We start from the raw sequence: 17,627 nt of genomic DNA, 5'->3' as shown, positions 1-17,627 counted from the left end.
TTTACATGAGTTACTTTGAAGCCTTTATTTTGGCTCTGATTCAGGGTCTGACAGAGTTTTTGCCAATTTCCAGCTCTGCCCATTTGATCCTGCCTTCTGCCATTCTTGGTTGGGAAGACCAAGGTCTGGCATTTGATGTTGCTGTTCACGTTGGTACGTTAATGGCCGTTGTGATTTACTTCCGACAAGAGGTCATCACGCTATTCCAAGCGCTATTTGCTTCTATCTTTAAGGGTGATCGCAGTAAAGAAGCCAAATTAGCATGGATGATCGTGCTGGCTACGATTCCTGCATGTGTATTTGGTTTGTTGATGAAAGATATCATTGAGATCTATTTGCGCAGTGCCTATGTAATTGCAACGACGACCATCATTTTTGGTCTGCTACTTTGGTGGGTAGACAAGAATGCAAAACTGGTTGCCGATGAATACCAAACGGGTTGGAAGAAAGCGCTATTTATTGGTATCGCTCAGGCGCTTGCTATGATCCCTGGCACTTCTCGTTCTGGTGCCACGATTACTGCGGCTTTGTACCTTGGCTTTACTCGTGAAGCAGCGGCGCGTTTCTCGTTTCTGATGTCGATTCCAATCATCACCTTGGCTGGTGGTTACCTAGGCTTGAAACTGGTAACAAGTGGCGAGCCTGTACACGTTGGCTTCCTGCTAACTGGTATTGTGACTTCCTTTATCAGTGCGTACATTTGTATCCACTTCTTCTTGAAGATGATTTCACGTATGGGTATGACGCCATTTGTGATTTACCGTCTGATTCTAGGTTTCGGTTTATTCGCCTTCTTGCTAACGGCTTAAGTTGAGCAGCTAAAACTGAAATAAAAACGCCCGCTTTTAATTGCGGGCGTTTTTGTCTGTCTACCTGCTTTGCCGGACTTATTTGCCTAATGCAATTCTAACCGCTTCTACACGGCGCTTCTCTTGTTCATCACGAATAGCGGGTCCTTGAAAACCGTCTTTAATAATGGCTTGCACATCGACTGATGCCGCCGCTTTATAGGCTTGCATAAACAATTCTGCTTGCGGGTAGGGTTGCAGTTCTAATCCTTTACGACCTGCGTGATCGGCTTGGCAGCAAATTAAGATATCTTGCAAGCGTTCGGATTTACGCCAAACATCAAACTTATTGAGAATTTTGATGACGGTTTGAGGTTTAAGCTCAGCCGCTCGATGAATATTGGAGTGCTGTTCGCACACCATTAATGCTAAGTCGCGGAACTCATTAGGTACGCGTACACGATCGCACAGTTTTTTGATTAGCTTCAAACCGGTATGGCAATGCATCTTATGGCTCGGCCATTCCTTTTCTGGCGTGATGCCTTTACCCAAATCATGCACTTGTGCAGCAAATCGAACTGGCAGTGAATCACTGAGTTTTGCTGCTTGCTCAGCCACCATTAAGGTGTGGATACCAGTATCAATCTCCGGGTGCCACTTCTCTGGTTGAGGGACCCCAAACAATGCATCAATTTCAGGCAAGACAACCGCTAATGCACCGCAATCTCTAAGCACTGATAAGAATACGTCAGGTCGGGCAGTGGACAATGATTTGTGCCATTCTTGCCAAACGCGTTCTGGTGTCAGCGTGCTCAGTTCTCCTGATTCTGCCATATTGCGCATCAGCAGCATGGTTTCTTCTGCGACACTAAAGCCTAAGTGGGCTAACTTTGCAGCAAAGCGTGCGACACGCAAAACACGCAGTGGATCTTCGATAAAGGCATTCGAAACATGGCGCAGCACTTTAGCTTGCAGGTCTTGCTGGCCACCATGGGGGTCGTACAACTTGCCGTCATTATCCATTGCCATCGCATTGATAGTGAGGTCACGACGGATCAGATCGTCTTCTAATGTGACACTTTGATCGAAAAAGCAATCAAAGCCAGTGTAGCCTGCGCCAGATTTTCTTTCGGTTCGTGCAAGGGCATGTTCTTCTTTGCTCTTAGGGTGTAAGAACACAGGGAAATCTTTTCCAACTGCAGTATAGCCTTGGCTAAGCATGATTTCCGGCGTTGCTCCAACTACAACCCAGTCTTTGTCGTAGCTGTCTATTCCAAGCAAATGATCTCGAACTGCTCCACCAACTAAATAAACTTGCACGGATTACCTCTTAATTTATCGATCTGACGTTGGACATTGTAGCAAGCAATGGTACTTTTCTTTACTTCTAAAAGAACTTAGCGCTTTGTTTAAGTCTAATAAGGAAATACCCGATTTGATTGAGGGTGGGTTTTAGCTGGAGATCCTAATGTATAAGGACTTTTTCGGGTTTGTTGAACTGCCATTTTCCATAGTTCCAAACTCGCGTTATCTGTATCTGAGTCAACGTCATAAAGAGGCGATTACGCATCTGCAGGCGGGGTTAGGCGATGGTGGTGGTTTTGCCATGCTAACCGGTGAAGTAGGGACAGGTAAAACCACGGTTGCTAAAGCCATGCTGGCAAACTTGGATGAGAATACGAAAGCGGGCTTGATCCTTAATCCGACCTTCTCAAGCCGCGATTTACTTGAAGCCATTTGTGACGAGTTCAAAGTCACCTACCCCGAAGAAGCGAGCCTCAAGCAGCTTAACCAAGCGATTCATGATTACTTATTGCGCAATCATAAAATGGGCTGGACGACCTTATTGGTGATTGATGAGGCTCAGCACTTAGCCGCTGATGTGCTTGAACAGCTTCGCTTATTAACCAACTTAGAAACGGATACCAGAAAGCTCCTCAAAGTGCTGTTAGTTGGTCAGCCAGAGCTGCAACGCTTGCTGCAAACCACTCAATTGCGTCAACTTGCTCAACGGATTACTGGTCGATATCACCTGCTACCACTCGATGAGAAAGAGACTGCGGACTATATTACTTTCCGCCTGCATACTGCTGGTGGTGATAAACAGTTGTTTGACCGTAGCTCGACCAAATTGATTGCTAAGTACAGTCACGGCATCCCACGCTTGATTAACCTGATTTGTGATAAGTCGTTAAACCTGAGTTACCACAAAGGTAATGTTGTGGTTGATAAGCAAACAGTACATCAGGCTTGTGAAGAGGTGATGCAGTTCCAAGCCGAAATTTACCAGCAAGACCAGCCTGTCCGTCGTAGCTTTGAATGGCCTACTTGGGGCTCTGCTGCGATTGGCGTGTTTGCCGCGGTAGGTATTGGTTGGGCAGTGATGCAGAAAATGCCATCTCAAGTTAGTACCAGTATCCAATCTAACCCCATTCAAGTTGCTCAGACGACATCGCAACCTGTAATCGCAGAGATGAACGAGCAACTCACCAGTGAACAACGCAATATGCTCTTAGAGCAGACGCAATCGAACTTGGCAGTTAATGAACTGTACAAGTTGTGGGGCTATCGTGCCTCTGTTCGTGACAACTTGTGTTTGTCCGAACCGCAATCAACCATGCGTTGTGAGCGTAAAATGGCAACGTGGCCGTTGTTAGTGCAACAAAATCGCCCTGTCATCTTAGAGCTGAATTACCAAGGGCAAGTGGGTTACGTCCTGTTGTACGCGATTGGAAATGACAAGGTGGAAGTCCTTAATGGTAGCCAACGTTTGCGATTGCCTGTTTCATGGCTTAAACCATTGTGGCAGGGCAATATCATTGAATTGTGGCAAGCTCCTCTGAGAGAGACCCTACGTTTAGATATGGAAGGTCCAGCAATTGAAGTATTGGATACCCTTCTCGCTCAAGCGGTGAATGAACAGCCATTAGGCACGGACATCTTTGATGCTGCATTAAAAGAGCGAGTGGAATTGTTCCAGCGTTGGCAGGGCATTGGCGTTGATGGTATTGCCGGCCAAAGAACTTTAGAGCGCTTACAGCAGAGCGTGCAAACTGATGCTCCTGCCTTGAAACAGATTAAAGAGGAGGGCGCATAATGTCAGTCATGAAGCATGTGGGGCTCTTTTTATTGCCGGTAAGCATTACGGCAGTCGGTACTGCTTGGTATTTGGACTTATTTGCTCAAGAGGGCGTAGCTCCAGCGGCAACAGAGATACAAGCACAAGCAACCAATGCATTGGTCGAGCTTAAATCTACGACTAACTTTGAAAGCTTGAGTTATCCTGAAGAGCCCCAATTGGCGCAGCTTCAGCGTGAATGGCCAACAGCAGAGCTCTCACAGGACATTGGTACCTTTATTGGTGAAGAGTATGCGAGTAATGACGCCGTTCCTGGTGAGCAAGAGCTACTCAACGAGCCTCAGAAAACAGTAAAAACAAGTCCTACAATGCGAAGTGGTGATGACCTTGGTTTGTCTTTAGATGATCTTGATTTGTCCTCATTGTCGCCTGACCTTGCTTTGAAAGTAGAGAACGCGCTTGCGAACGATGACCAGCCATCGACAAACGATAGCTCGTCTGTTGACGATTTAGAGCGAGAAGCTCAACAATGGCATGGTCGTTTGCCTGCTCTTAACTTACAAACTCACATGTACTCAAGTGATGTAAAGCGACGTTGGGTGAAAATTAACAATGTTGAGTACCACCAAGGCGATGTTGTCGATGGGCAAGTGACCTTAAAAGAGATCCAACCTCAAGCGGTCATTGTTGAATTCCAAGGCGAGCAGATCCGTATCCCTGCTTTGTATGAATGGAAAGGCTAGAGGCATCCTATCGTTTCTTTCTCTGTGTCATTCAGGACTAAACAGACAAAACAAAAAAGCCAGTCGAGTTCGACTGGCTTTTCTTTTACCGATTCAGAGTAAGGTGATTACGCCCAACCTGCTGGTGATTTCTTTCTACGTGGGATGATATGAGGAAGAATCAAACCAAACAGTAGACCTAGACCTGCAACACCACCACCGTAAGTAAAGTACTTCAGTAACATGTCGTCTTTTTGTGTGTCTAGTTTGGCGCGAAGTTCGCGGTTCTCTGTTTCAACAGAAGTAAGCTGGTCGCTGATTTCAGAGTATTTCTTCTCTAGATCAGAAATTTGTTGGTTGCGTGTTTCTAGTGAGGTTACTAGACCCGCTTTTTCTGTGTCTGAGTTCTGGCGTGCGTTTGCCAGTTGCTCTTTCACTTCTTTCAGTTCTTTCTCAACGCGAGGAAGGCGGATTGCCATGCTCTCTTGGTTAGTTACAAACTTGCTTTGAACCCAGCCAGTACGACCGCGCGCATCACGGATTTGGGTGTAACCCGTGTCTTTGTTTGTTTGAAGAAGTTGTACTTTAGAGCCTGCGTTAACACTACCCATGATACGGTAAGTGTTGTTTGGACCAGAGTGCATGAAAGTGAATAGGTCATCAGAAATATAACGGTCTGCCGCTAGTGCCGCTGGCGCTGCTAGCAAAGTAAACAAAACCGTGATGATTAGTTTTTTCACAGTAAATCCCTTAACGATTTTCTTGGATACAGCTTTGGCACCGAATTATTGGAGCCGGAAATAGACGAATATTATGCAGTTTCAAACTTGGGTGCAACAAAGAAGGGAGGCAAAGCCTCCCTTTCTGTGCGTTTGAGTCAATAATGACAAAGCGTTTACATTGTATTGACCCAGCGCTTCGCGCTAAAGCAGTGTTACGAGAACATCGCTTGGATGCCGTAGAAGAATACGACTGCTAGTAGTGCACCAGCAGGTAGCGTAACGATCCAAGATGCAACGATGTTACGAACTACGCCCAAGTTAAGGGCTGCAATACCACGAGCGAAACCTACACCTAGAACCGCACCAACCAGTGTTTGCGTTGTAGAGATAGGTAGACCTGTACCTGACGCTAGAACTACTGTACATGCTGTTGCTAGCTGAGCAGCAAAGCCACGGCTTGGTGTTAGTTCAGTGATACCAGTACCAACTGTTGCCATTACTTTGTGACCTAGTGTTGCTAGACCAACAACGATACCAAAACCACCTAGAGGAAGAATCCACCATGCGATTGAGCTCTTCGTTGTGATTTCACCCATGTGCTCAACAGTTGATACAACTGCAGACAGTGGACCGATCGCGTTAGCTACGTCGTTTGAACCGTGAGCGAATGCCATAGCACACGCTGTGATAACCATTAGTACGCTGAAGATACCTTCTACGCCAGCAAAGCTGCGGTCTTCTTCACGGTTAGCAAATTTCTTCTGAATGTAGAAGTAACCGCCAGCCATTACTGCTGCAGATACGACTGCTGCCCACATCCATGCTTCACCGTTGCTAAGGTGTAGACCTACGTGTTTCAGACCTTTCTTGATAGTTACAAGTGCAATCACCATCGTCGTGATGAACATGTAAACTGGAACGAAACGTTTTGCGTTGAATAGTGGGTTCTCAGTATCAAAGATCAGACGCTGTGCGCTGACAAAAATGACGTAAGCAAAGAAGCCTGAGATAACCGGAGTAATAATCCAGCTACCGACAATCCCTTGTACACTGCTCCAATCAACTGCTTCAGTACCTACAGACACACACGCAAAACCGATGATTGCACCGATGATAGAGTGAGTAGTCGATACTGGCCAGCCCATGTAAGAAGCAAGTAGAAGCCAAGTACCAGCCGCAAGAAGCGCTGACATCATGCCGTAGACAAGAATATCAGGTTGGCTAGCAAATAGAGATGTTTCGATAACACCTTTACGGATAGTGTCGGTTACTTCACCGCCTGCAAGGTATGCACCCGCAAATTCAAAGATCATCGCAATGATGATTGCTTGTTTTACGGTTAGCGCTTTTGAGCCAACAGATGTACCCATAGCATTAGCAACGTCGTTCGCGCCAATACCAATCGCCATCATGAAACCAAAAATCGCTGCAACAATAATCAGGACAGTGCCGTAGTTCGCAAGGATATCCATCGTAATACCTAGTTGTTTTATAACAAGCGGAGCAAAATTTTGCGCGCGTCAGCCCATAAGACGGTGAATTTTGTCATCGTCTATCTGACACGCGTGAATAATGCTCTTCGTTATGTCGTTAACTTATGTTTTAAGATCGAGATAGCATGACTTCCAAACGAGCACCTACGCGCTGCGCTTGGTCGGCAATACCACCTACCCATTCAAGAATCTTGTACAAGAACATGACATCGATAGGGTTCATGTCAGATTCAATCACCATCAGTTGTTGGCGAAGTTCAATCTGCATTGCATCGGTATCATCTTCAATCACGTCCAATTGATGAATCATTTCAGCAACGAGCGTTACTTCACGGCCTTTGAAGCCGGTCTCTAGAAGTTCATCAAGTTCGTTAATTACTTTTTGCGCCTGATCAGCCGCATCAAGACAACGTTGAACGTATGCGAGGAAGTTTGGTTGGAGAGCCTCAGGAATGACAAGTTGACGACCATATACACGGCCAGCAATGTCTTTTGCCAGGTTAGCAAGTTTGTCTTGTTGAGTTAGAAGCTCAAGCATGTCAGTACGATCGACTGGCATAAACAAACCGCGAGGCAGTTTTAGACGGATTTCACGTTTTAGCACGTCCGCTTCTTTCTCTAGGTGAGAAATTTGAGCACGGATTTCAGCTGCTTTTTCCCAGTCACCCTTTGAAGAAACTTCAAAGAACTTAACCAGGTGTGAACAACATTCGTTGACACACACAACGTGGCGCTGCAAAGGCTTAATTGGGGACTTTGCAAATAACCCCATAATTGTATTTACTGGCATGGTCATTCAACCTAATAACTATAACCTTAAAAAAACATACACCATTTCTTGGCGAAATGTTGAACGATGGCTATAAAGGCGCGCATGTTAACGCATTAAATCGCTCATTAAAACTGTTTTAGATCATCATTCGGGTGATATTTCTTTCTTGCCGTGTGAGAAATTAGGCAATATCCTGTTTCTATCTGCTTTGAAAGGTATAGCTATGGAAACCGAGATAGAACTGAAGTTTTTTGTTTCTCCTGAATTTTCAGAGACTTTAAGAGCTAAAATTTCCGAAACAAAAGTACTTCAGCACAGTAGTCGTGATTTGGGTAACACCTACTTTGATACCGCTGATAAATGGTTAAGAAAGCACGACATTGGTTTAAGAATTCGCCGTTTTGATGATGTTTTTGTCCAGACTGTAAAAACAGCAGGACGCGTTGTTGCAGGCCTTCATCAAAGACCAGAATACAATGCTGAGCACACCAGTAATGAGCCGGACCTCACGCTTCATCCTTCTGATATCTGGCCTTCTGGCAAAGATGTTGCTACGCTACAAGCGGAACTGACGCCGCTCTTTTCTACCAACTTTACTCGTGAACAATGGTTGATTGGGATGCCTGATGGTAGCCAAATCGAAGTTGCGTTCGACCAAGGAGCTGTGATTGCTCAAGGTACGGATGGAGAAGAGAAGCAAGATCCTATCTGTGAAGTTGAATTAGAGCTGAAATCGGGTCAGACAGACGCTTTGTTTACCCTTGCTCGCAGTTTGTGTGAAGCAGGTGGTATGCGCCTTGGTAACCTGAGTAAAGCTGCGAAAGGCTATCGCTTAGCCAGTGGTTACGCTGGTGATGAAGTCAAACCACTAGCATTAGTGGACAGCACGAAAAACGACACAGTCGAGTACTGCCTGATTAATTCGCTAGAGCATGCGCTATCGCACTGGCATTACCATGAGCAAATCTACACTGAGCGTGATTGCGTTGAAGCATTACGTGAAATCGTTAATGCGATTCGCTTTATCCGCCAGACATTTACTATCTTTGGCAGCATGGTGCCGCGTCGAGCAAGTGCAATTCTTCGCCAAGAAATGAAGTGGCTAGAAGAAGAGCTTGAATGGTTAGATGAACACGCTCACTTAGAAGAGCTGCTAGATGATAAAGGCAACGTGCTGCGCAAACTTGATGCGCGTAAGTTCCTTGTTTCTGAGTTGACACAACAACTGGGCGAGTTGCCAAGCCGCGAAGCGGTGTTAGAGCTATTAAGCTCTGCACGTTACACCGGTTTGTTATTGGATTTGAGCCGTTGGATTCTGACGCGTGGTTGGCAGCCATTTTTGGATGATAAAGCGCGCGAAAAGATGTCGAGCAACATTCAACCTTTCTCAGTGAAGCAGTTGGATCGCACTTGGGCTGAGCTGATGGAAGCTTTCCCCGCAGAGCGAGAACTCTCGGCTCAAGAGTATGTGGATCAGCGATACCGTCTTTTACGTAACTTGTACACCGGTATTGGTTTTGCGAGCTTGTACGATGCAGAAGAGCGCAATACCTTCCGTTTACCATGGGCAGACCTAGTGCATGGTATCGACGACCTGCTTATGCTTAATCACCTTCTGCCATTAATTGGCATGTTAGAAGGGGAAGAACAAGAGCAGTTAGAGCGCTGGCTGCACCGCCAAGAACGTTCCATCCTGCATGCCATGGATCAGACTCGTGCAATCAGTGTTGAAGTCGAGCCATACTGGCAAGAATAAGAGCAAAAAATAGGACCCTCTGGTCCTATTTTTTTGTCTGTTGTTTTTGCTCTTGCAGTTCATCTTCGATGGATTGCAGTCGATTTAAGATCTGCTCCTGCCTTTCTAATACTTGCTCCAAGAGCTTCTCTTTATTCTTAGAACGATTGTCCTGTTGTCTGGTCGGTGCGGTTAGGATCGACGTGATCAAACCTGAAATCATACCAAAGATGCCGACACCACAAATGATGATCAGTACGGCAAGCAGCTTGCCTCCTGTCGTGACTGGATAGTGGTCGCCGTAGCCAACGGTCGAAATAGTGACAAATGCCCACCACAAAGCGTCTGTTCCTGTTTGAATATTGGCTTCAGGGTTTTGCCCTTCAATAAACAACATGGCGCTAGAACCAAGAGTGATGAGAACCACCATTAACAGCAGAATAGACGCTAATGTAGTTTCACGGCGGTTTTGCTTGAGCTGGAAAAGAATGAACTTTGAAGAGCGTAAGACCAGAATGACACGCAGGATGTGAAATAAGCGAGCGAAGCGCAAAGGCTCAATCATTGGGATGCTCGCCACAAAATCAATCCAGTGGTGCTTGAGAAATGACCAACGATCTGTGGCTCGGATCAAATCTACGATGAGCTGCAGTAGAAAAATACTACAGATTATAAAATCCAGACCGATAAGAACTTGACGGGTTTCGTGATCAAGTGGGAAAAACAACAGGCCTGAGATCACAAATAGCGCCATAAAGGACAATATTAGTGATAGCAACCCCATCGGTTTGGTGCTGTCTTTGATATCATAGTTTTTCATACGAAGCTCGAAATAAATCGCGCAACCAGAGCCAATCGCGCGCATAACTATAAGTAATACAAAGACTATATAAGACTCGGTGGAGAACTGACAATGGAAAAGCTGGCATTTAAGCCGTGGGAAAGGGTGATATCCGACATCAAGCTCGTTCCGAAAATGGTCATGTTGATGGTATTCAGCACCATCTTGATTGTGGCAAAGCAATTGTGGGACGCAAGTACCTTCTATAACTCATTACTTGCAGCAACGCAAAATGAACAAGTTGCCCAACAGCACTATGAAGCCTACTTAACACAAGTGGCTTGGCAAACTGCATTGTTGATTGTGGTGTTTGTGGTGTTACTGCTTGCAGCTGCTCGTGTCATGCTACGACAAACACAATACTTGAACGATGCAATCAAGTTAATGGCAAGCAAAAACCTTTCTGTGCCATTTGGTATGGATTGTAAAGACGAATACGGTGACGTAGCGCGTGAGCTAGAGAAAACCCGTCGTCAGTTGCATGATGTCATCCAAATGCAGAACAACGCATCTGATGAGCTTGCAACGTTGACCGAAGTGATGACATTGAGTATGTCGGAAACGAAAGAGTCGGCACAAGAAGAGTTTAATGAGATCGATCAACTTGCTACCGCAATGAGTGAGATGTCATCGACAGTTCAAACGGTTGCGGATCATGCGCAGACGGCATCTTCATTGACCGAGCAGGCATCAACGCAAGCCGTGACTGGTCAGCAGTTCTTGCAGAAAACGGTCTCTAAGATGAGTGAACTGTCTTCCGATATCGCGTCTTCGGCAAGTGCCGTTAACCAAGTAGAAGAGCGTGTTGACGCAATTGGTAGTGTCGTTGGCACCATTCAAGGTATTTCTGAGCAAACTAACTTGCTTGCACTGAATGCGGCAATTGAAGCGGCGCGAGCTGGTGAAGCTGGTCGCGGCTTTGCTGTCGTTGCAGATGAAGTTCGTAACCTTGCACAACGCACTCAGCAAGCAACCGTTGAAATCCAAGAGATGATTACTCAGCTTCAATCAAGTGCCACCTCAGCAGTGGAGTTGATGGAGAAAAGTGTTGTTGAAGCAGCAGAAGGGGTAGAGCTGGTATCAAATGCTGGTAGCGAGTTGGATGGCATTGTTGGGCAGGTGACGCAGATTAACGACATGAATTTCCAAATCGCAACGGCGTCAGGTCAACAAAGCAGCGTTGCAGAGGAAATGAGTCAAAACTTAACCAATGTTCGTGAGCTTGTTGAAGCTTCAGTTGTGGTCGTGACTGAGCTATTGGAAACCTCTGAGATGATGCAAAGCAATGCCGAAGAGCTAGATAAGAAGATTAAATCTTTCGAAGTCTAGTTTCTGTAAGCTTTGATAAAACGCCCACAAACCTTTTGTGGGCGTTTTTATTTATGTCAACTCTGGTATAAAAGAGTGTATACCTCTCAAACCACAGTGCTTTTCAAACAAGGAAGAAAAATGCAGCTGCCTTCGTCACTGATTTCTGTCGCGGATTCCGCGGTTCAAAATGCTGAGCAAGCGGGATACTTTCAACAATGGTCTACCGAGATTGCCGAACAGTTTCGTTTTGTGTCTGGTCTAAGTAAGTTCATTACCGAAGCGATTCACCGCGATGAGAAACTCGCGCAAGACTTGCCAAACATGCTGGCAGAAAGCAGTCGACAACAAGCGTATCGTGTTCGTCTAGCGGAGCTGTTGGCTGGATGCCAAGATGAGATGGCTGGGCATCGTGTGTTGCGTCAGTTCCGTAACCGCGAAATGGTTTACATTGCGTGGAAAGACTTCACCCATACTTGGACGTTAGAAGAATCGCTTTGCCATTTGTCTCAACTGGCTGAAGCGATGATCTTCGAAACTTATCAATGGCAATACAAGATTTGTTGCAATGAATGGGGCACGCCAACCAATGCAGAAGGTGAAGCGCAGCCTATGCTGATCATCGGCATGGGTAAACTTGGTGGTGGCGAGCTGAACTTCTCTTCTGATATCGATCTGATTTTTACTTATCCAGAAAACGGTGAGACACAAGGCGCGCGCCGCAGCATTGCTAATGCGCAATTCTTTACCCGTTTAGGGCAGCGCATCATTAAAGCGCTCGACCAACAAACCTTTGACGGCTTCTGTTACCGTGTAGATATGCGTTTGCGTCCGTTTGGTGAGAGTGGTCCGTTGGTAATGAGCTATGCGGCACTAGAGGATTACTACCAAGAACAAGGAAGAGATTGGGAGCGTTACGCGATGATCAAAGCGCGTGTGATGGGCAGTGAAATGTATCCGCAATATCAAGAGTTGCGTCAGATGCTGCGTCCGTTTGTTTTCCGCCGTTATATCGACTTCAGTGCGATTCAATCCCTGCGCCGCATGAAATCAATGATCAGCAGTGAAGTGCGCCGTCGCGGTTTGAGTAACAACATTAAACTGGGTGCTGGAGGCATTCGCGAGATTGAGTTTATCGCTCAAGTGTTCCAGTTAATTCGTGGTGGTCGTGAACCTTCTTTACGTGGTCGTGGTTTACTAGAAACTTTGAATGCCATTGGTGAGCTAGGTCAGCTGACTCAATCAGAGGTTGATAATCTTGAAGCTGCCTATAAATATCTGCGCCAGCTAGAAAACCTGTTGCAAGCCATGGCAGACAAGCAAACGCAAACCTTGCCGGATTGTGAAGGTGAGCAATTGAAACTTGCTACGGCGATGCGTTTTGAATCTTGGGATACGCTCATTGCTCAAACCCAACAACACATGGCAAATGTCCACAAGGTGTTTGAAAGCTTAATCGGTGATGACGAAGAAGATGAAACAGAAGCGGTGGCTCGTCATTTTCACGAATTGTGGGACATGGCGACCAAGCAAGATGTGCTTGAACACGTTCTACAAGAGGACATTAAAGCTGAAAACTCACAAGAGTTAGCAAAAACCATCATGCAGTTCAAAGCGGACTTGGCAAAGAAAACACTTGGACCACGTGGTCGTGAAGTGCTGACTAAGTTGATGCCTAAAGTCTTTGATGCGGTATTTGCCCACCCAGATGCGCAATTCGGCTTGCCACGTGTTTTGCACTTGCTGCACAACATCTGCACTCGTACAACGTATCTTGAATTGTTGGATGAACATCCGGCAGCCTTGGTACAACTGGTTCGTTTATGTACCGCCAGTCCTATGATTTCAGAGCAGCTATCACGTTATCCGATTCTGCTTGATGAGTTGATCGACCCTCAGCATCTGTACAACCCAATTCCACTTGATAGCTACCGAACAGAGCTACGTGATTTCCTTGCCCGCATCCCAGAGGATGATATGGAGCAGCAGATGGAAGCGCTGCGCCAGTTTAAGCAAATCTGTATCTTACGTATTGCAGCGGCAGACATTGCTGGTGTATTGCCCGTCATGAAAGTGAGTGACCACTTAACGTATTTGGCGGAAGCGATCGTTGAAGCGGTAGTGAACCAAGCGTGGCTGCAAGTGTCGGAAAAGTATGGCGAGCCAACGCATGTGAAAGATCGTGAAGGCAAAGGCTTCGCCGTGATTGGTTACGGGAAAGTCGGCGGCTGGGAACTGGGTTATAACTCAGACCTTGATATTGTGTTCATGCACGATTGCCCAGTTAACGTTTATACCGATGGTAAAAAAGAAATCGATGGTCGCCAGTTCTATCTTCGTTTAGCGCAGCGCATCATCCATATTTTCTCAACTCGTACAGCATCAGGCATTCTGTACGAAGTGGATACTCGCTTACGCCCATCTGGCGCTTCAGGCTTATTAGTCAGCCCAACAGATGCATTTGATGATTATCAACATAAAGATGCCTGGACGTGGGAGCATCAAGCTCTTGTGCGTGCTCGTATGATTTATGGTGATGAGCCTTTGGCGATCGCCTTCCATAACACTCGCCATGATGTGTTGTGTAAACTGCGTAACCAAGACACGTTAAAGAAAGAAGTGGTCGATATGCGTGAGAAAATGCGTGACCATCTTGGCGGGAAAAAGTCCGGTCGTTTTATGCTTAAGCAAGATAATGGCGGCATTACCGATATCGAATTTCTCGCTCAATACCTTGTGCTCAACTACAGTCACAGTAAGCCTAAGCTCATTCGCTGGTGCGATAATGTACGTATTTTTGAAACTCTAATCGCACAAGGTGTCATGGAAGAAGATCAAGCGATGCAACTGACACGCGCATACACATCAATGCGCGATGAAATTCATCGTCGAAACTTGCTTAACTTAGATGCCGATGTGGCAGAAGAGAAATTTATTGCGGAGCGAGAGTGGGTGAAGCAAGCATGGAATCAATGGTTTGCCTAAGCAGAAGTAGTGCACAAGGTTCAGCCTAGAAAAAGGCTGTGTTAAACTCACCACGATTTAATTTTTGGAGACCAATAATGAAACCAATTCTACCTGATTACAACAGCGCTGGTGTGCTTATCATCGGCGATGTCATGCTAGATCGTTACTGGTATGGCCCGACTGGACGTATCTCTCCTGAAGCGCCAGTACCTGTTGTGAAAGTAGAAAATAATGAAGAGCGTCCGGGTGGTGCTGCGAACGTGGCAATGAATATTGCCTCACTTGGCGGTCACGCTCACATTGTTGGTCTAACGGGGATGGATGAGCCAGCGAAAGTTCTGACTGAAACGCTGAACTCGCTAAAAGTAAAATGCGATTTCGTCGCGCTGCCTGATTACCCAACCATCACTAAGCTACGTGTGATGAGCCGCGGTCAGCAATTGATTCGTCTGGATTTTGAAGACAAGTTTGAAAACACCGATGCTGAACCTGTGTTATCTCGTATGGAAACTGCTTTGCCAAGCGTGAAAGCTGTGATCATGTCTGATTACGCGAAAGGTTCGTTAGAGCATGTACAGGCTTACATCCAGAAAGCTCGTGCCGCGAATATCCCAGTCTTCATCGATCCGAAAGGCGCAGACTTCGAACGCTACCGTGGTGCAACGCTACTGACACCAAACATGAAAGAGTTTGAAGATGTTGTTGGTAAGGTGAAGTCAGAGCAAGAGCTGGTAGAAAAAGCGCTAGCACTAGTAGAAGAGTTCGAGTTTGAAGCTCTATTGGTAACGCGCAGTGAAAATGGTATGACGCTGATCCGCCGTGGTCAGGAACCATTCCATCTACCGACTCAAGCAAAAGAAGTCTATGACGTAACTGGTGCGGGCGATACGGTGATCTCTGTATTGGCGGCTTCTGTTGCCGCAGGCAAATCATTTGAAGAAGCTTGTGCTCTAGCCAATGCAGCGGCAGGTGTTGTGGTTGGTAAATTGGGTACCTCAACGCTTTCTGAAATTGAGCTGGCAGAAGCCATTCACGGTAGCCAAGATACAGATTACGGTGTGATTTCAGAGCAAGCTCTGATTGAAGCCGTGAAGAAAGCACGAGCGAAAGGTGAGAAGGTTGTGATGACTAATGGTTGTTTCGATATCTTACACGCTGGTCACGTGTCTTACTTAAACCACGCCGCAGAACTCGGTGATCGCTTGATTGTTGCGGTAAACACGGATGATTCGGTAAAACGTCTAAAAGGTCCTGGTCGTCCAGTAAACCCAACCGATCGTCGTATGGCTGTGTTAGCTGGTTTAGGTGCTGTCGATTGGGTTGTGCCTTTCAGCGAAGACACGCCTCAACGCCTTATTTCGGAAGTACTACCAAGCTTGTTAGTGAAAGGTGGTGATTACAAGCCGGAAGAGATCGCTGGTGGTAAAGAAGTGATTGCCGCAGGCGGTGAGGTTCGCGTGCTGAACTTTGAAGATGGTTGCTCAACTAGCGAAATCATCAATGCCATCAAAGGCGGTAAAGGCTAAGCCTTCCTTGCTTTCGATTCTTAAAGAAAAGGTCGCTCTATGGGCGACCTTTTTTGATCGTAATTGTTTTTTGGAATGTAATGCTTAGCAAAATAGCTCGCAATAAAAAACGCCAGTTGAAAGCTCAACTGGCGTTTTATGCATTATACCCAAGTCATTCTCGCTGAACTAAGCGTCTCGAGGTTACTTGGGTATACATGAGACATTTATTTTGCTGGCTTAAGACCTGCATCAACATCTAGGATATCTTGCTCGCTCAGTGTACCTACCGCTTGGCGTAGCTGAAGACCAGCAAGAATGTAGTTGTAACGTGCGTCTGACAAGTTCTTGTTTGCATCGTATAGACGGCGAGTTGCGTCTAATACGTCAACGATAGTACGAGTACCTACATCGAAACCGGCTTCTGTCGCTTCTAGTGCAGATTGCGCTGACACTACAGACTGTTCGTACGCTTTTAGTGCGCCGATAGAAGCGTTGATGTTGTTGTTTTGTGCACGCACTTCTTTCACAACACTACGGTATTCTTTTTCCAGCTCTTCGCTTGCTGATACATAGCCGTATTCTGCTTGTTTCACTTCAGACGTTGTACGACCACCAGTGTATAGAGGAACTGCTAAGTTAACACCAACTTTGAAGCCATCAGTTGTATTGTCTGCTGTACTTTCTGCAGTATCAGAGTAGTTGTAACCACCGTCTAGCGAGAGTGTTGGTAGGTGACCAGAACTTGCTAGTGAGATGTTATCGCGTGCGATGTCTTGTCCGATACGTGCAGATAATAGACTTAGGTTGGTTGTCTTCGCTTCTTCAATCAATGTTTCAGCAGCTTCAGAAGAGCGGCTTGCAGAGAAGCGAGCTGTATCTAGAACGTTTAGGTTCTTGTGCTCTTGACCTGTAATCTCACGTAGCGATTCGTAGCTGTTGATTAGCGAGTTTTCCGCCAATACTTCGTCTGCAAGTACTGCATCGTATTGTGCTTGCGCATCGTGTACGTCAGTGATTGCTGACAAACCAACTTCAAAACGTTGTTTAGTTTGCTCTAGTTGGCGACCTACCGCTGCTTTTTCTGCACGAACGAACACTAGGTTGTCTTGTGCGCGTAGCACTTCAAAGTACGCTTGAGAAACACGAAGGATCAAGCCTTGTTGTGTTGCGGCATAGTTTGCGTCGGCACGACGAGCTGTTTTCTCTGCGGTATCAAGCGTGATCCAAGATGCACGGTTGTATAGCTCTTGTGTAAAACCAACACCTGCTGACAGTACGTTTTGGTCGTTATTACGATCTTGTAACGTAGGGGTATTGTTGTCGTAGTCAGTATCACCACGAGTGATGTCGTAGCCTGCTGTCAAGTTGATCTGTGGTAGTAGGGCACTGCGGCTAGAGTTGATTGCTTCAAAAGCTTGATCACGCTGCGCTGCTACACTGAGCAATTGAGGATCATTTTGTTTTGCTAAGTCATAGATTTCAGCAAGAGAGTCTGCCCATGCAGATGTACTCATACTGCCTAGCGCTGCACTGATAAATAGTGGAAGCAGTTTTTTCATTTTCTATTCCCGCGGTCTATAGATTGGTTAATTCTCAGTAGTTTAACTCAATTTGGACGATATTTACTCGAAACTTTGCACTTTTTTACACGTAATTATCCAGTTGTGCAATAAATAAATGAGAATTGCTTAA

General features: G+C 46.0%; 13 protein-coding genes. 7 read left to right on the top strand and 6 right to left on the bottom strand.

All coding sequences use genetic code 11. The annotated features are described in order from the left end of the window. Window positions 1-5: 5 nt before the first annotated feature. Entirely contained in the window at window positions 6-809 is an 804-nt protein-coding gene (locus tag OH459_RS09755) for an undecaprenyl-diphosphate phosphatase (RefSeq protein WP_009697588.1), read from the top strand. A gap of 78 nt (window positions 810-887) precedes the next feature. Here the strand turns inward: OH459_RS09755 and OH459_RS09750 are convergent, their stop codons facing one another. Continuing rightward, a complete protein-coding gene (locus tag OH459_RS09750) occupies window positions 888-2,108 on the bottom strand; it encodes a multifunctional CCA addition/repair protein (protein WP_009697589.1) in 1,221 nt (406 codons plus the stop codon). A gap of 148 nt (window positions 2,109-2,256) precedes the next feature. Here OH459_RS09750 and OH459_RS09745 point away from each other — a divergent pair, with 148 nt between their 5' ends. Further along, window positions 2,257-3,885 carry an ExeA family protein gene (locus OH459_RS09745; RefSeq protein WP_009697590.1) on the top strand — a complete coding sequence of 543 codons (1,629 nt, stop codon included), beginning with the start codon at window positions 2,257-2,259 and terminating at the stop codon, window positions 3,883-3,885. Beyond that, on the top strand, window positions 3,885-4,610 hold the full coding sequence (locus OH459_RS09740; protein ID WP_269986506.1) for a general secretion pathway protein GspB: 726 nt from the start codon (window positions 3,885-3,887) through the stop codon (window positions 4,608-4,610). Before OH459_RS09745 ends, OH459_RS09740 begins: the two co-directional genes overlap by 1 nt. A 107-nt stretch (window positions 4,611-4,717) precedes the next feature. Here the strand turns inward: OH459_RS09740 and OH459_RS09735 are convergent, their stop codons facing one another. From OH459_RS09735 to OH459_RS09725, 3 genes are all read right to left on the bottom strand, one after another. Next, entirely contained in the window at window positions 4,718-5,329 is a 612-nt protein-coding gene (locus OH459_RS09735; RefSeq protein WP_005450408.1) for a TIGR04211 family SH3 domain-containing protein, read from the bottom strand. 194 nt (window positions 5,330-5,523) lie between these two features. Continuing rightward, window positions 5,524-6,783 (bottom strand): inorganic phosphate transporter, encoded by a 1,260-nt coding sequence (locus OH459_RS09730; RefSeq protein WP_005450407.1) that lies wholly within the window; start codon window positions 6,781-6,783, stop codon window positions 5,524-5,526. Window positions 6,784-6,913: 130 nt separating this feature from the next. Then, window positions 6,914-7,594: a TIGR00153 family protein gene (locus OH459_RS09725; protein ID WP_005450406.1), complete on the bottom strand. Its 681-nt coding sequence runs from the start codon at window positions 7,592-7,594 to the stop codon at window positions 6,914-6,916. A gap of 205 nt (window positions 7,595-7,799) precedes the next feature. Here OH459_RS09725 and OH459_RS09720 point away from each other — a divergent pair, with 205 nt between their 5' ends. Continuing rightward, complete coding sequence (locus OH459_RS09720; protein WP_009697592.1) at window positions 7,800-9,332, top strand: CYTH and CHAD domain-containing protein; 1,533 nt, start codon at window positions 7,800-7,802, stop codon at window positions 9,330-9,332. A gap of 25 nt (window positions 9,333-9,357) precedes the next feature. Here OH459_RS09720 and OH459_RS09715 read toward each other — a convergent pair whose 3' ends face one another. Then, window positions 9,358-10,176, bottom strand: coding sequence for an ion transporter (locus OH459_RS09715; protein WP_005450400.1), 819 nt, complete (start codon window positions 10,174-10,176; stop codon window positions 9,358-9,360). A gap of 48 nt (window positions 10,177-10,224) precedes the next feature. Here OH459_RS09715 and OH459_RS09710 point away from each other — a divergent pair, with 48 nt between their 5' ends. The 3 genes from OH459_RS09710 (at window position 10,225) to hldE (ending at window position 15,953) form a co-directional block, all read left to right on the top strand. After that, on the top strand, window positions 10,225-11,481 hold the full coding sequence (locus OH459_RS09710; protein ID WP_269986505.1) for a methyl-accepting chemotaxis protein: 1,257 nt from the start codon (window positions 10,225-10,227) through the stop codon (window positions 11,479-11,481). Window positions 11,482-11,601: 120 nt separating this feature from the next. Further along, window positions 11,602-14,445: a bifunctional [glutamate--ammonia ligase]-adenylyl-L-tyrosine phosphorylase/[glutamate--ammonia-ligase] adenylyltransferase gene (glnE, locus tag OH459_RS09705; RefSeq protein ID WP_269986504.1), complete on the top strand. Its 2,844-nt coding sequence runs from the start codon at window positions 11,602-11,604 to the stop codon at window positions 14,443-14,445. 77 nt (window positions 14,446-14,522) lie between these two features. Further along, entirely contained in the window at window positions 14,523-15,953 is a 1,431-nt protein-coding gene (gene hldE, locus OH459_RS09700; RefSeq protein ID WP_005450394.1) for a bifunctional D-glycero-beta-D-manno-heptose-7-phosphate kinase/D-glycero-beta-D-manno-heptose 1-phosphate adenylyltransferase HldE, read from the top strand. Between the two features lie 206 nt (window positions 15,954-16,159). On the opposite strand, the gene tolC is transcribed toward hldE, so the two are convergent. Next, on the bottom strand, window positions 16,160-17,494 hold the full coding sequence (gene tolC, locus OH459_RS09695) for an outer membrane channel protein TolC (RefSeq protein WP_050907495.1): 1,335 nt from the start codon (window positions 17,492-17,494) through the stop codon (window positions 16,160-16,162). Between the last annotated feature and the right edge of the window lie 133 nt (window positions 17,495-17,627).

The organism is Vibrio sp. MM46, assembly GCF_027587135.1.
In the GTDB taxonomy this organism is placed as follows: domain Bacteria; phylum Pseudomonadota; class Gammaproteobacteria; order Enterobacterales; family Vibrionaceae; genus Vibrio; species Vibrio harveyi.
Note: the sequence above shows the minus strand (reverse complement) of the source record. Positions and strands in the feature narration are given on the sequence as shown.

Excerpts from the sequence above, each read along its gene's own strand:
- OH459_RS09730 (WP_005450407.1), bottom strand. The coding sequence starts at position 6,783 with ATGGATATCCTTGCGAACTACGGCACTGTCCTGATTATTGTTGCAGCG.
- OH459_RS09725 (WP_005450406.1), bottom strand. The coding sequence starts at position 7,594 with ATGCCAGTAAATACAATTATGGGGTTATTTGCAAAGTCCCCAATTAAG.
- OH459_RS09745 (WP_009697590.1), top strand. The coding sequence starts at position 2,257 with ATGTATAAGGACTTTTTCGGGTTTGTTGAACTGCCATTTTCCATAGTT.
- tolC (WP_050907495.1), bottom strand. The coding sequence starts at position 17,494 with ATGAAAAAACTGCTTCCACTATTTATCAGTGCAGCGCTAGGCAGTATG.
- OH459_RS09755 (WP_009697588.1), top strand. The coding sequence starts at position 6 with ATGAGTTACTTTGAAGCCTTTATTTTGGCTCTGATTCAGGGTCTGACA.
- OH459_RS09740 (WP_269986506.1), top strand. The coding sequence starts at position 3,885 with ATGTCAGTCATGAAGCATGTGGGGCTCTTTTTATTGCCGGTAAGCATT.
- glnE (WP_269986504.1), top strand. The coding sequence starts at position 11,602 with ATGCAGCTGCCTTCGTCACTGATTTCTGTCGCGGATTCCGCGGTTCAA.
- OH459_RS09715 (WP_005450400.1), bottom strand. The coding sequence starts at position 10,176 with ATGCGCGCGATTGGCTCTGGTTGCGCGATTTATTTCGAGCTTCGTATG.
- OH459_RS09720 (WP_009697592.1), top strand. The coding sequence starts at position 7,800 with ATGGAAACCGAGATAGAACTGAAGTTTTTTGTTTCTCCTGAATTTTCA.
- OH459_RS09710 (WP_269986505.1), top strand. The coding sequence starts at position 10,225 with ATGGAAAAGCTGGCATTTAAGCCGTGGGAAAGGGTGATATCCGACATC.
- hldE (WP_005450394.1), top strand. The coding sequence starts at position 14,523 with ATGAAACCAATTCTACCTGATTACAACAGCGCTGGTGTGCTTATCATC.